This is a genomic window from Tuberibacillus calidus DSM 17572, assembly GCF_000430685.1.
In the GTDB taxonomy this organism is placed as follows: domain Bacteria; phylum Bacillota; class Bacilli; order Bacillales; family Sporolactobacillaceae; genus Tuberibacillus; species Tuberibacillus calidus.
Map to the genome: position 1 here is coordinate 1 of NZ_AUMM01000018.1, position 13,376 is coordinate 13,376.

14 protein-coding genes are annotated in these 13,376 nt (G+C 45.2%); 9 read left to right on the forward strand and 5 right to left on the reverse strand.

Annotated features, from left to right (window positions below; translation table 11 throughout):
- The 4 genes from H532_RS20505 to H532_RS0105440 all read left to right on the forward strand — a co-directional run.
- The coding region (locus H532_RS20505) for a hypothetical protein (RefSeq protein ID WP_038111625.1) at positions 1-396 on the forward strand (396 nt) is incomplete at its 5' end.
- 40 nt (positions 397-436) lie between these two features.
- A complete protein-coding gene (sda, locus tag H532_RS0105430) occupies positions 437-574 on the forward strand; it encodes a sporulation histidine kinase inhibitor Sda (RefSeq protein ID WP_027724646.1) in 138 nt (45 codons plus the stop codon).
- Between the two features lie 84 nt (positions 575-658).
- The gene (locus tag H532_RS0105435) at positions 659-1,096 is read left to right on the forward strand and encodes a hypothetical protein (RefSeq protein WP_027724647.1); all 438 of its coding nucleotides are present in this window, start codon (positions 659-661) and stop codon (positions 1,094-1,096) included.
- 21 nt (positions 1,097-1,117) lie between these two features.
- Entirely contained in the window at positions 1,118-2,419 is a 1,302-nt protein-coding gene (locus H532_RS0105440) for an ArsB/NhaD family transporter (protein ID WP_027724648.1), read from the forward strand.
- Positions 2,420-2,618: 199 nt separating this feature from the next.
- On the opposite strand, the gene H532_RS19825 is transcribed toward H532_RS0105440, so the two are convergent.
- Positions 2,619-2,711: a YjcZ family sporulation protein gene (locus H532_RS19825; protein ID WP_081412330.1), complete on the reverse strand. Its 93-nt coding sequence runs from the start codon at positions 2,709-2,711 to the stop codon at positions 2,619-2,621.
- A 216-nt stretch (positions 2,712-2,927) separates the two neighbouring features.
- Between H532_RS19825 and H532_RS20800 the strand changes: the two genes are divergently transcribed.
- Positions 2,928-5,249 carry a Na+/H+ antiporter NhaC family protein gene (locus tag H532_RS20800; protein ID WP_051263160.1) on the forward strand — a complete coding sequence of 774 codons (2,322 nt, stop codon included), beginning with the start codon at positions 2,928-2,930 and terminating at the stop codon, positions 5,247-5,249.
- 415 nt (positions 5,250-5,664) lie between these two features.
- On the opposite strand, the gene H532_RS0105465 is transcribed toward H532_RS20800, so the two are convergent.
- The 3 genes from H532_RS0105465 to H532_RS0105475 form a co-directional block, all read right to left on the reverse strand.
- Positions 5,665-5,811, reverse strand: a complete 147-nt coding sequence (locus H532_RS0105465) for a sporulation histidine kinase inhibitor Sda (protein ID WP_038111627.1) — start codon at positions 5,809-5,811, stop codon at positions 5,665-5,667.
- A gap of 87 nt (positions 5,812-5,898) precedes the next feature.
- Positions 5,899-6,402, reverse strand: a complete 504-nt coding sequence (locus tag H532_RS0105470) for a GNAT family N-acetyltransferase (protein WP_027724650.1) — start codon at positions 6,400-6,402, stop codon at positions 5,899-5,901.
- Between the two features lie 269 nt (positions 6,403-6,671).
- A complete protein-coding gene (locus tag H532_RS0105475; protein ID WP_027724651.1) occupies positions 6,672-6,959 on the reverse strand; it encodes a TFIIB-type zinc ribbon-containing protein in 288 nt (95 codons plus the stop codon).
- 222 nt (positions 6,960-7,181) lie between these two features.
- Here H532_RS0105475 and sigK point away from each other — a divergent pair, with 222 nt between their 5' ends.
- The 4 genes from sigK to H532_RS0105495 all read left to right on the forward strand — a co-directional run bounded on the left by sigK (position 7,182) and on the right by H532_RS0105495 (position 12,022).
- Positions 7,182-7,892 carry an RNA polymerase sporulation sigma factor SigK gene (gene sigK / locus H532_RS0105480; protein WP_027724652.1) on the forward strand — a complete coding sequence of 237 codons (711 nt, stop codon included), beginning with the start codon at positions 7,182-7,184 and terminating at the stop codon, positions 7,890-7,892.
- Between the two features lie 540 nt (positions 7,893-8,432).
- A complete protein-coding gene (locus H532_RS17980) occupies positions 8,433-9,554 on the forward strand; it encodes a coiled-coil domain-containing protein (protein ID WP_051263161.1) in 1,122 nt (373 codons plus the stop codon).
- A gap of 252 nt (positions 9,555-9,806) precedes the next feature.
- Entirely contained in the window at positions 9,807-11,336 is a 1,530-nt protein-coding gene (locus H532_RS0105490) for a hypothetical protein (protein WP_027724653.1), read from the forward strand.
- Positions 11,333-12,022 carry an OmpA/MotB family protein gene (locus H532_RS0105495; RefSeq protein ID WP_027724654.1) on the forward strand — a complete coding sequence of 230 codons (690 nt, stop codon included), beginning with the start codon at positions 11,333-11,335 and terminating at the stop codon, positions 12,020-12,022. Before H532_RS0105490 ends, H532_RS0105495 begins: the two co-directional genes overlap by 4 nt.
- A gap of 98 nt (positions 12,023-12,120) precedes the next feature.
- On the opposite strand, the gene odhB is transcribed toward H532_RS0105495, so the two are convergent.
- On the reverse strand, positions 12,121-13,368 hold the full coding sequence (gene odhB, locus H532_RS0105505) for a 2-oxoglutarate dehydrogenase complex dihydrolipoyllysine-residue succinyltransferase (RefSeq protein ID WP_027724655.1): 1,248 nt from the start codon (positions 13,366-13,368) through the stop codon (positions 12,121-12,123).
- Between the last annotated feature and the right edge of the window lie 8 nt (positions 13,369-13,376).

The following is a 13,376-nucleotide window of genomic DNA, read 5'->3' on the forward strand; positions in this document are numbered from 1 at the left end:
GATCCGGGGCATGAAAAAAATGAAGGTGCGCTGCGGGCTGGCTCTTTGCGTCATGCTGGCGATGGCGATCGGCCGGGTCAAAGAAAAGCAGGGAGATCACCTCCGAAGCCTCGTAAAGGCGGCGTAAACCAATATCCACAAGTGGATAAGTCGGGAAGGAGAAAAAATCCACAAATGCGAATTGTGGATAACGGGTGGCGTATGCCCTTTTTTGGGAAGCTGGAGAAACATGTTGGATTTAGGATCCGATCAAAAGGGACTCTTTGCGGAAAATCCGTATATCAAGCAAAAAAATTTGGCGACGTAGACCCCAAAATCGCTACATCGCAAAAAGCTCGGATAAAAGAACGGTTGTTCTTATACGAAAAACGTGATACCTTATTCTTAACTAATTGACTTTACCCTTAAGGAGGTGTAGCCCGAACCGGGGCAGGCGATGGATAAGCTCTCAGATGAATTATTGATTGAGTCTTATTATAAGGCAAAAGAACTCCAACTCAGCACCGATTTTATAAATCTCATTGAACAAGAAATCCGCAGACGCTCGCTGGAATGTCTGTTGCAATTGAATTAAAATCTCTTACATATGAGCGGTGACTCGCTCATTTTTTATTTTTCCGTTACAATATGGGTAATAAGTACCAAGGGGGGCTTTGATTTGAAAAATGTCGTTGTCAGTAAAATCGTTCAATACGTTTTTACCGAAGACCAGCTTCGCGGCAAATGGCGGGAACATAACAAAAAGCGATACTTTGAAGATCTTTCGAATCAGGAATTAATGGCTTTGGCTAAAAGAATATTGGAAGCGGCTTCACACAGCGAATTGGAGGAATTTACCGTTGGCTCTCCATGGCGAACAAAAGCCGATGCCGAAGGAAAAATGATCGCTGAAGACGATAGCGACCCGACGATGCACATTGAAGTCATAGACACTGAAAAAATCGCGGAAGAACCGAAAGTGATCGCTATCGACCGTCTATACCGCCTGCGATGCATGGCATGCAGTTTGGTTTTCTTTCTAGAAAATTCTGATATAGATATCACGACGTTAAAATGTCCCGCATGCGGCGGTCATGTACATGCTAAACGAGATTAAAAAAGAAGGAGTGACCGGCACATGTCCTTTTATATCGCCATCGCAATCTTTCTCATTACATACGCCATCATCATTTCTGAAAAAATCAACCGCGCCGTCATCGCACTGGCTGGCGCAGCTGTTGCCATTCTAGCGGGAATCGTCGATTTCGATGACGCTTTTTCACACTATATTGATTGGGGAACGATCTCTCTTCTTATCGGAATGATGATTTTGGTCGGCATTACAAACAAAACAGGGGTCTTTCAGTATGCGGCGATCAAGTCCGCTCGTCTTGTTAAAGGGCAACCTGCCCGCATCCTTGTCATCCTGTCCATATTGACAGGGGTGGGTTCGGCTTTTTTAGATAATGTGACGACGGTTTTACTCATCGTCCCCGTTACCTTTTCGATTACGCGCATCCTTGGCGTTAAACCATTTCCTTTTTTAATTTCCGAAGTCCTTTTTTCCAATATCGGCGGAACGGCCACCCTAATCGGTGACCCGCCAAATATCATGATCGGTCAAGCCAACAAGCATTTAACGTTTAATGCCTTTTTACTTCATTTAACACCGGTTATTATTGTGATCGGGGCTGTAACTGTTTTTCTTTTATATCTCATGTTTCGCAAGGAGTTAAACGTTTCCGAAGAAAAACGCCAAGCACTGATGAAGTTAGATGAGAAGGAGTTCATTAAAGACCCGAAGTTAATGAAAAAATCGCTCATCGTTCTTGCTCTGACCATTTTAGGTTTTCTGCTGCATCCGGTCATCCATGTTGAAGCGTCAGTCATTGCTATATGTGGGGCTATCGTCCTCATGTTAATTGGCGTGAAACATAATGAAGTGGATGAAACGCTGTCAGGGATCGAATGGGAAACGATTTTCTTTTTTGCGGGATTGTTCACCTTGATTGGTGCCCTGGAAGCCGTCGGCGTCATTAAGGATCTTGCCAAGCTCGCCCTTGAACTGACCAATGGCAACATCACATTAACCGCACTTTTAATTTTATGGGTTTCCGGCTTTGCCTCAGCGACCATCGACAATATCCCCTATGTCGCTACCTTAATTCCCCTCATCCAAAACATGGCCGAGGGGATGGGTTATGCAGTTGATTCACCGCATATTAATGCGCTCTGGTGGGCCTTATCGCTTGGTGCTTGTTTAGGTGGTAACGGCACGCTCATCGGTGCCAGTGCAAATGTCGTCGTCGCTGGCCTCGCTGCCAGAGAAGGGCACGGCTTCTCCTACATGGATTTTCTAAAAATCGATGCGCCGCTGACACTTGTGGCACTCATCATTTCAACGGTTTACATATATTTTAGGTATTTAGTTTTTCTTTAAAAGGGAGAAGGACTTTCGCCAATCGAACCCGTATCTATAACTATGCTTGTGACTTACAGCGCAACGAAGGACTTGATGTGGACAGTTTTTTATCCTTTCTTACCAGAACAAAAAAAGTAAAAGGCCGCGATGAGCCTTTTAAATCTTAATTTATGACTAAGGAAGGCCGCCAATGACGACCTTCCTTTTCTATTTTTGACTACCAGACGTAAGCGGCACCTACAATGATCAAGAGAATAAACAACACAACGATTAAGGCAAAGCCTGCCCCAAATCCGCCGGCGTAACTCATGAAATCACTCCTATCTCCTAAAGGTTTGAACTTTCATTGACACTATATGATACTTTCTGCCCCGACGTCAGGGCAGGTGCGGAGATTCCGTAAAAAAGTAGGCCGTTATGAGAAACATGGACAGGCTTTCCGTTCTTCTGGCCTAACTGTGAATGAGTCACATATTTTTAAGACCCACATCCAAAACTAAGAAAAACTGCTAAAGCGGGTGACAGTATGACTCCTTCATGGCTATCACTTATACCTTTTCTCATCGTTATTCCAGTTTCCATTATCACAAAGCAAGTGCAGCCAGGGTTATTCGTGGCTTTGCTCGTTGGCAGCTACCTTGTTGAGCCAAGTCTTCTCGGCGGCATAAAAAAGTTCTTGGACTATATTGTACACACGACGATTGTGTCGAATAATATACGAATTATTATTTTCCTTTATGGTTTCGCTGGGCTGATTAACATTATTAAAATGGCCGGCGGGATTAAAGGATTTGTGGACCTTGTCAGCAAAAAGGTGAAAACGAAAAGAAGTGCCATGGCCCTGACATGGCTTTCCACGATCGGGACCTTCAGCGATCCGGATTTCCGCATTGTTACCATTGCGCCAATCATGAAAGCGCTGAAAGATCGCTTAAAAATGTCGGCGCGCCGCATCGGCATCGTCATCGAAGTAACTTCTAATCCCGTTGTCGCGCTTGTACCGATCGCGACAGGGTTTGTCGGTTACATGGTGAGCATCATTAACACAGCGCTCAAGCAGGCCGGCATTCACCGAGCGCCTTACCTGACTTATGTTGAAAGCATCCCGTTTAACTTTTTTTCCTTTGCGATTCTTGGAGTCGGGATTTATTACACTTTCTTTATGCATCGGAAACATGAAAAAAAATATCATTTTACCGAAAATGAAAAAGCTGAAGCATTAAACAATGCCCGAAAATCGAGCGAGACGATCCCTCAGCTGGTTACACCGCCTCCGCAGCCGTCCTATGCCATGCTAAATGAAATGGCCCAAGAGCCGATGCCATTCCAATCCATCACAACAAATGCCGCCCCGCCGTTTAGTCCCGTCCAAAGCGGGGAATTATCCAATCTCGCTGACATCTCACTGAACGGTACAGGAGCCAAGCCGATTGTGGGCGGCGCATCTGATCGATTGCCAAAAAATAATGACCAACCAGTTTTAGGGCAAATGGGTGCGAATACTGCTAACCCCACAGGATCTAACGGCAACGCCCTTTCACTAAACGGGGGGCTGCCGTCGAACCCAAACGGCATGGCGGGACAGCCCAACGTCAACACTCTTCCGCAGAATGGGCTGCAACAGCCCCAACCAAACGCCATGTCGCCTCAGCCGGTCGGTAACACGCCTAACGGGGTGCAACTATCAAACGCAAACGGCATGGCGGGACAACCCAACGTCAACACTCTTCCGCCGAATGGGCCGCAACTGTCCCAACCAAACGCCATGTCGCCTCAGCCGGCCGGTAACACGCCTAGCGGGGTGCAACTTTCAAACGCAAACGGCATGGCGGGACAACCCAACGTCAACACTCTTCCGCCGAATGGGCCGCAATCATCCTTTTCAAGCGAGCTATCGGAACAACCTGTTGGTAACGCAAACCCACCGGCTGAACCATCGATGACAAATCCAAATCATGTGCCTTTACCTGACACATCGAATGCGTCCCTGTCCGCTACCACTATGTCAGCCGTTACGACAGCGCACGACCATGTTTTTAATGAAGAGTATGCCCGTAACTTAGATGCCTCTTTATTGAACAGCGGACATGTTGAAAAAATGAACAACCCGAATGAAAAACAAGGTGAGGAAGATCTACAGCAACCGAATAAAGATTATGACGAAAAAACCCCATCACGGCCGTGGAATTTGATTTTGCCGTTAGGAACCGTTTTGCTCCTCACCCTCTTTTTGAGTTGGTGGGACGGCCACTTTAAGGCAAACACTTTCTTTGGTGCTTTTATAAAGGTGGATGCCCTTGGGGTGATGCTTGAAGCCTTACTCATTACCTTGATTTTGACCATCATCTTTTTTATGGTACAAAAATTTCCGGTGGCCAAAATTGTCACCCACTTCATAAATGGTGGCAATCAGTTGATGTCCGTCATTGTGCTTTTGGCACTCATATGGGGGGTTTCAGCCGTATCCGAAGACCTTGGTTTTTCAAAATACATTACCATGCATGTCGAAAACTGGATCCCGCCTAGTCTTGTCGCACCGGTTTTATTCCTGCTTGGTGCTGTCATATCGTATTTTATTGGGTCTTCGTGGGGGACGTGGGGACTTCTCATGCCTCTAGGCATCATGCTCGCCCATCACGCCAATGCGAACATTTTTCTCGTCATCGGCGCCGTCTTTGCCAGCGGAACTTTCGGGGCCTTTGCTTCCCCATTAAGCGATAACACCGTAACACTGTGTACCATACTGGATTTGCCCGTCATTGAGTATGCTAAATCAAAACTCGTTCCGGCGCTCATTGCTGCTGGCATCGCCTGTGTATTATTTATCGGCTTCTCATTTATCCTTTAAGCTGTTGGAATGAGACATAAAGGAGGCCAACAGACACGAACGATCTACAATTTTGGGGAATTTTCGAGCCAGTATTAGTTGTAAAAACGCGCATCACACCATTTAGAGTAGCTTCACATCCCCAAATCGATTTTTATACAAATAGAAACTAAAAACAGGTCGTTTTCTCTCCACGCATGTCGGTAATCGACCCTTCCAAAACATTTATTGTCTTCAACTTTAAAAAATTAGGCTCCGTCTAGCTTTTTGGTGAAGGCGGAGCCAAAATTAGATGCATGATGACCTGCTAAATTAATATTTCTTATTGGTACTTGCCCTATAGACGCAATCAGCGCTTTTATTGCCCAAATGCTGGCTGGAAATAAGATTGACAGTCTTACCCATTATGAAAAAGACCGCCTGCAGGCGGTCTTTTTCATTGCTTAACACTCAGTTTTTCCCCTAGTGAACGCTTTTCGATCTCCTTTTTCAATAACGAGATAAAATCGGGGCTGAGTTCTAGTTTGACAGCTTCAGCATAACATTGTAGCAATGTCTCATCCGACAACAATTTGAGAGACATTTTCTCAATCCCCCTATTTAATCCCAAAAAATTATTTTTCTATATCTAATATAACAGAGATAATTCTTATTTCCTAGTCTTTTTTGACTATTGCAATTGGTTTTTGAACATGTATTGATAATAAAAAATATCATGCCATCTCCCAAATTTCCACCCAACTTCGCGCAAGTGGCCGACGCAGGAAAATCCGAATTTCTCATGTAGTTTAACACTTGCCGTATTCCCTTCGGCGATGATGCTGATCAGCGAATGAAAATGTAACTGTTCTGCTCTTTGTAGGATGTCCCTCATAAGAGCTGTGCCAATGCCATTGCCCCGATGGTTTGACGAAATATAAACCGAGAGTTCGGCTGTGTTTTCATAAGCGGGTTTTGGGTTAAAAGGACTCAAGCAGCAATAACCCGCCACTTCGCCGTTTAACTCTGCGACAATTAATGGATAACGGCCACCATGAGCCTCAAACCATTGTTGACGTTCCTCCAATGTTTTTTCTTCCAAATCAAACGTCGCGTTCAAATTCCGGATCGCCTCATTGTAAATGGCAAGCATCCCAGGAAGGTCATCATAAACCGCATCGCGTATCGTGAGCACAGCGATTCCTCCTTATATTCCTTAACGCCCATATTATAACGAATAAACGTCCAGGAGGCACCGGGCTTTTTTGCGTTTTTTAAAGAAACGTGCGGCTTGGTCATATTGCTATTGATAAAACTTAAGCTTGATTTCGTTCACACGTTACCCATAAAGTAAAAAAACTGCCCAAAAACCGCAGGCAATGGCGAAAGTTTTGCGATTTGGGCAGATATGGATGATCTCCATTGGGGTTCGAAATATCGGACGGTTTTAGCCGTCAAGCTTATTTAGTCAAAAATATCCTCGAATATATCAAAGAAAGACTTTTTCTTCTTGTGCTTATGGCCATAGTGTTTGTGATAATCATGATGGCTACCTTTGATGTAAGTATCATGCGGGGCATAACCCTCATACCATTGGTTGAATGGCTCGCGGAACGCCCGCGCCTCTTGCAAGAGTTTATCAAGTTCCCCTCGGTCCAGCCAGACGCCTTTACAGCTTGGACAAATGTCTATGAGGACTCCTTCTTTTTCCACTTCTTTCATCCGAACCTCATCACAGACTGGGCAAAACATGAAACAACCTCCTTTATTCATATTTCTTAATACGACCATTTTCCGAGGCTGGTTTCATTTTAACGCATTCTTCCAAAGTACTCGTGCGGCTGCACCCCTTTCCCTTGTGTTCCTATTTTCCCTCTTTGAAAACTGTAACAACCTGCGGACAGGCACCGGACGGGCGTTTGCCTCATATGTTACATATAAGGCTTTAAAGTCCAGTTTAACGGAGGTGGGACCGTGTTTTCGCTAATCGGGAGCCTCACATACTTGATTAAGGAGTTCTGGCTTTTTGTCTCTTACGTCAAAAACAACGCCTTCCCGCAACCGCTTCCGGAAGACGAAGAACGCGAATGCCTTGAACGGATGGCTGCGGGCGATAAAGCCGCCCGGGATAAACTGATTGAACATAACTTAAGGCTAGTGGCCCACATTGTCAAGAAGTTCGAGAACACGAAAGAAGACAGCGAAGATTTAATCTCCATCGGCACAATCGGTTTGATCAAGGCGATCGAAAGCTATGCACCAGGCAAGGGAACGAAACTGGCGACTTATGCGGCGCGCTGTATAGAAAACGAAATTCTCATGCATCTGAGAAGTTTGAAAAAAACTCGGAAAGACATATCCCTGAATGACCCGATTGGTCAAGATAAGGAAGGGAACGAAATTTCACTCATCGATGTTCTGAAATCCAAAAATAAGGATATCGTCGATGAGATCTCCTTAAAAATGGAGAAAAAGAAAATATATGAGTACTTACACATTCTTGATGACCGGGAAAAAGAGGTCGTTATTGCCCGCTTCGGGTTGGATAACCACAAAGAATTGACGCAGCGAGAAATTGCGAAAATGCTCAACATCTCTCGCAGTTACGTCTCACGGATTGAAAAGCGCGCCTTGATGAAGCTATTTAATGAATTTTACCGGCAGCCAAATCGAAAAAGTCGATAATAAAGGGGATTGCCTTAAACAGGTAGTCCCCTTCCACCAATTTAATCACTAATATTAAACACCTATAACAGACATAATATTTGGATGCCGCTCTGTAAAAAATCGCTAAAATTCAGCAGCTTCCAGACAGCCCCGTTACAAGGAAGACCGCTGTCCTCGGCTTTTTTTCAAAACCACATAAGCCATTTATTCCTTCATTTTCTTCCATTCTCTCATTTCATTAATCTTTTTAAAAGTACAAGTCTCACTACAACCCATATTCCTCGTGTTCAACACAAGACCTATTTTGATACACACACGGAGTTTGTCTGACGAAAAAAATGGCCATGTTTTTGTAACAAAAGCACAACCACCAATGGCAAAAAATGCAGAGAATACCCACTTTCTGTTAAACATTGTTTAAAAATATTACAAAACCCGTCGATTTTTGAAATATAACTTAAATAATTAGTAAAATAAATCCGACCAAAGGCCTGCTATAATAGGAATAAATAAAAGATTAGCGTTTTCATAGAAACCCATTTGTTAGGGGGAGGACCGATGGGGAACAAATTGACGACGACTGTTGCCGGCCTTTGCGCCTGCGGAATGTTGCTGGTTGCGCCATTAAGTGCCTCGGCAGATACATACTCATCTTTGGTAAAACAAAAAAATTCCGTTACCAAGCAAAAACAAGCTGTTAAAAGCGATTTGGAAAAGCTAAAAAGCCAAATTGAAACATTGACCGGAAACATTTCCAAAACCCAAATCGAAATTGGCAAAATCCAAGCCGAAGTGACGAAGCTGAATCAATCCATTGCGGAGACGCAAAAACGCATTGATGAACGGCAAAAGCTGTTGAAAGATCGCATGGTCGCTTCTTATAAAAACGGCGGGTCTTCTGTCAACATTTTAGAAGTGCTCATGGGTGCTGACAGCTTCGGTGATTTTATCAACCGGGCAGTAGCCATCTACAATATTACCGACCATGATAAAGATATGATCCAGAAACAAATGGCTGACCAAAAGCTGTTAAAGGATCAAAAGGCAAAAGTCAAAAAGGACTTGGCCAAAACGGAACAAAAACTACAAGAACTCAATCAACTCGTCGCCAAAATTAAAGCCATTCAAAGCGAAAAGCAAACGACGCTTAATGATTTAAATAGTAAGGAAAATAAACTTCTTGCACAAATTCAAAAGGAAAACGCAAGAAAAACGGCATTAGTTACGAGACCAAACAGCGGGCAAACGGTAGATGCCAACACCATCGTGCAAATGGCCTATATTCCGCAAAGTGCAGCCAATGGCGATATCGGTGACCTCGTCAGTGCCGCCCGTCGGTATATCGGTCACTCATCCTATGGGTTCGGGGCCATGGATCCCGTACACGGCGTCTTTGACTGCTCGGGATTTGTCAACTGGGCCTATCAGCAAATTGGCATCAATCTTGGTACGCGTTCGACATCCGGACTGCAGTATGTCGGTTCTCAAGTCTCCCGAAGCGAACTGCGTCCCGGCGACTTGGTTTTCTTCAATACATACAAGAATAACGGTCATGTCGGCATTTACATTGGTGGCGGTCAATTCATCGGTTCTCAAAATGGAACAGGCGTTGCGATTGTCAGCCTGAGCCACCCCTATTGGAACAGCCGCTACAGCACAGCGCGCCGTGTGCTTCATTAAGGAATGAAAAAACGAGGCTGTCTCTCATGTTCTGATCAGGACATTGGAGACAGCCTTTACTTTTTCTTTCGCTCATGTCTATCATTTGCCCCTCTAAAACTTGCCTTCTGTCCTTTTCTCCCTTTAAATACTTCCTGCTGCAATTTCCTTCTAAGGACTAAAATTTCTATTTTACTATTCAACAGGTTTTCCATTTTTCTATACAAGTCATTTGCCAAAGTCACATATGTATGAATATGGGGGTGTCGAAACATGAATTTAACGGTCATGATTGTCGGGGCGATTGCTATTTTCTTTCTGATCGGCCTTGCTGCACACTTTCAAGTAACCCGCTCCTTAACCAAGTGGCTGGACGAAGTGCAGAATCTTGCTTTCGATCGCACAAGCCGAAACCCACCATCGCCTTGGCTCGGCGTAGTCATTGAAGAGTATCGCAACCATCGCGTAAACCAAATCCCTGTCAATACCCAAGCATTGATTGAGAAACATTTGATGCAACAACGGGTGGTGCTTGCTGGAATTTTTCCCGCTCCAATTGGTAATGTCGCAAAAATGATCGGCTTTATTCCATCTTTTACGATCATTCTTGGTGTCCTCGGCACCTTTATTGGCCTCACGCAATCGCTGTTTGCAATGCAGCATACCCTGCTTTCTCTTGGGAACGGACAGGAAAACGGCCCCTTGTCCTTTGATGCCGTTTTAGCCGCGATCTCCTCTCCCTTCCAAGGGATGAGCACAGCTTTTATTACAAGCATCGCCGGAATCGGCACCGCTTTTCTGCTCAATTTCCTCCAATCAGGTTTTCTGTCCGGCGGCCGTTCCGTCTCCTATTTGACGAATAAACTTTTTAGCGAATGTGAGACATTGCTTGAGCACGTTTATGAAGCCAAAATAGCCCTTGAACAACCGAATGATACATACGAGCGCATCCTAGAGCGGCTGGCCAATAGAATCCGTGACAGTTTCCAAGAAACGATCGGAGATTTCAGTCAAAATATGATCCATTTCACCGAAAAGCTGGACGAAACCGTCGCAAAAGTTCACACATTGATCGGTCAATTGCAAACCCATGCCGAAGCCTTTTCGCAATCGGCGGAAAAGCTGAAATTGGTGAGTGTGTCTTTCGACAAAACAGCCATGCGATTTGCTGAAGCAAACAAAAGCAGCGAAAACCAGGTCCAAGCCTTAAAAGCAGCGGTCGAACGCGCTTTCCAACGGGCGGAATCTCACGAACAACGGTTAGAACAAGCGGCTAAACAAACGCTAAGCTTTATCGAAAGAAGCGACAAAAAGTCCGAGGAGCTCAGCCGCCAATTCTTGCGCGCAATGGAAGCGCAAATGGAAGGTTTCCACGAAAAATATGATCTAGCCGCAAACCACCTGCAGCGCCAACAAGAAGACTTTATTTATAAACAACAGGAAATGACCAATCAATACGCCCAGACAGCAGAGGCGTTTTCGGAGTCAATCGATCAACTCGAACGCTCGCTATATCAAATGTTCGAGAAGACGAAGCGCGATATTCTTGATCATATAAAATATCAAAACGACCGAAAAGCGCAATGGTTGAACCAAGATGACCGCCGCCAAGAGCTGCGCGATTTGTCAAGGAGCTTCGAAACCCTCTCGCACAACATGGAACGGCAGTGGGCGGACAATCAACGATATATCCAAGATTTTTACCAATTATTGAACCGAATCTCTTACCTCATCGAACAACAAACCGCCTACCAGCAACAGAAGATGTCCCGCCCATTACCAACACGGGTGATTGACACATGAAGTCGAGGAAACCATGGATCTCCGAACGGGTCGAAGAACAATACTGGCCCTCATTCACCGATATGATGGCGATGGTCGTCCTCGTTTTTTTATTTATCAGCCTCATCGCTTTCGTGCAAAGCATCTATCATTCCTATGAACAAACACAAATCCGTCGTGAACTCGCTAAAGCCGCAAATATAAAAAAGCATATTTCCGATTTGATTAATAAAAAAATGGCTGACCAAGTTGGGCGTGATAAAATCATTCGCGGGCCGAATAATACGATATCCATTCAAGGGGATGTCCTCTTTGATTCTGCGAGCGCGAGACTTAATGAGAAAGGTAAAAAAGTTTTGGACAATGTCGCCGATGCCCTCGTCGATATTATCAACGACAAGGCATTAAGCCAATATATTTACATCATCTTGATTGAAGGGCATACGGATTCGGTACCGTATGATAATTGGCATTTATCGTCCGACCGCGCCTTAGCCGTCTTAAAATACATGCAAAAGGCAAACCCGAAACTCAGTGAAGATCGCTATGCCAAATTTCTTGCGGTCACGGGCTACTCAAAATATAAGCCAGCCGTCCAAGGCGATTCACCGGAAGCCAGGCAAAAAAACCGTCGCATCTCTTTTCAAATCATCCTTGACGACAACAAATGGCAAACCAAAATCAAAGACATTATGGTCGGAAAATAACGGTAGACGTTTAAAACGCTATCCACCGATTTTTATACTTTCTCGCAAAAAAAAAGTGCGAAAGCCTTCCGCGGCTTTCGCACTTTTGTTTTTTGACATTAACCTTCGAGCAATAAGGATTCTGGATCTTCCAGGAGTTCCTTGACTTTTACGAGGAAGCTGACGGCTTCCTTGCCATCGACGATCCGGTGGTCGTAAGACAGAGCCAAATACATCATCGGGCGGATTTCCATCGTTTCTTTATCGATCGCGACTGGGCGATATTGGATTTTGTGCATGCCCAAAATACCAACTTGTGGGGCATTTAAGATCGGTGTCGAAATCAGGGAACCGAATGTCCCGCCGTTTGTAATCGTAAAGGTGCCGCCTTGTAAGTCAGCGAGAGTGAGTTTACCGGATCGGGCTTTTACGGCGAGGTCGGCAATATCCCTTTCGATTTCCGCAAACGTTTTCCGGTCAGCATCGCGAACGACCGGAACAACAAGTCCTTCATCGGTTGAAACAGCGATGCCAATATCGTAAAACTTCTTAATCAACAAATCCGTTCCTTGAATTTCCGCATTGAGAAGAGGGAATTCTTTCAAGGCGCCGACAACGGCTTTTGTAAAGAAGCTCATAAAGCCAAGTTTCACATCATGTTTTTTCATAAAGGCGTCTTTACGGCGGGCCCGGACATCCATGATGGCCGTCATGTCGACTTCATTAAATGTTGTCAGCATCGCTGCCGTGTGTTGAGCTTCCACGAGTCGAGTCGCAATCGTTTGACGACGGCGCGTCATGCGAACACGCTCAACGGGTTTTGCCGGGTTTTCGGTGGCTTTCGGCGCCGTTGCGCTAGCAGCCGGTTGAGCTTGTGATGCCGCCGGTTTTGTTGCTTCGCGTTTCACATCTTCAGGGCGAATGCGGCCGAGCGGATCACTTGCTGCAACGGTTTTCAAATCGATGCCAAGTTCACGGGCGAGCTTGCGGGCAGCCGGCGTTGCCACCAAGCGTTCATGGCTTTCAGCTGCTTCAGCTGCAGCCGGTGCTTCTGCTTTCGGGGCTTGAGCTTCCGGCTGTGCTTCTTCTTTTTTCGCCTCTGGTGCTGCTTTCGGTGCTTCTCCCGGAGCAGCATTCGGATCTAACACCGCAATGACTTCACCGACTTCAACGGTATCGCCTTCACCTTTCTTAATTTCTGTTAAAACCCCTTCGTCTTCAGCGGCGATTTGAACATTGACTTTATCGGTTTCCAATTCGACGATGTCATCGCCTTTATTCACCTTTTCACCGACATTTTTTAACCATTTGGCAATGGTACCTTCTGTGATGGATTCCGCCAGTTCCGGAACTTTTACTTCAACCACAATGTTTC

Excerpts from the sequence above, each read along its gene's own strand:
- sda (WP_027724646.1), top strand. The coding sequence starts at position 437 with ATGGATAAGCTCTCAGATGAATTATTGATTGAGTCTTATTATAAGGCA.
- H532_RS0105440 (WP_027724648.1), top strand. The coding sequence starts at position 1,118 with ATGTCCTTTTATATCGCCATCGCAATCTTTCTCATTACATACGCCATC.
- H532_RS19825 (WP_081412330.1), bottom strand. The coding sequence starts at position 2,711 with ATGAGTTACGCCGGCGGATTTGGGGCAGGCTTTGCCTTAATCGTTGTG.
- H532_RS20800 (WP_051263160.1), top strand. The coding sequence starts at position 2,928 with ATGACTCCTTCATGGCTATCACTTATACCTTTTCTCATCGTTATTCCA.
- H532_RS0105465 (WP_038111627.1), bottom strand. The coding sequence starts at position 5,811 with ATGTCTCTCAAATTGTTGTCGGATGAGACATTGCTACAATGTTATGCT.
- H532_RS0105475 (WP_027724651.1), bottom strand. The coding sequence starts at position 6,959 with ATGTTTTGCCCAGTCTGTGATGAGGTTCGGATGAAAGAAGTGGAAAAA.
- H532_RS17980 (WP_051263161.1), top strand. The coding sequence starts at position 8,433 with ATGGGGAACAAATTGACGACGACTGTTGCCGGCCTTTGCGCCTGCGGA.
- H532_RS0105490 (WP_027724653.1), top strand. The coding sequence starts at position 9,807 with ATGAATTTAACGGTCATGATTGTCGGGGCGATTGCTATTTTCTTTCTG.
- H532_RS0105495 (WP_027724654.1), top strand. The coding sequence starts at position 11,333 with ATGAAGTCGAGGAAACCATGGATCTCCGAACGGGTCGAAGAACAATAC.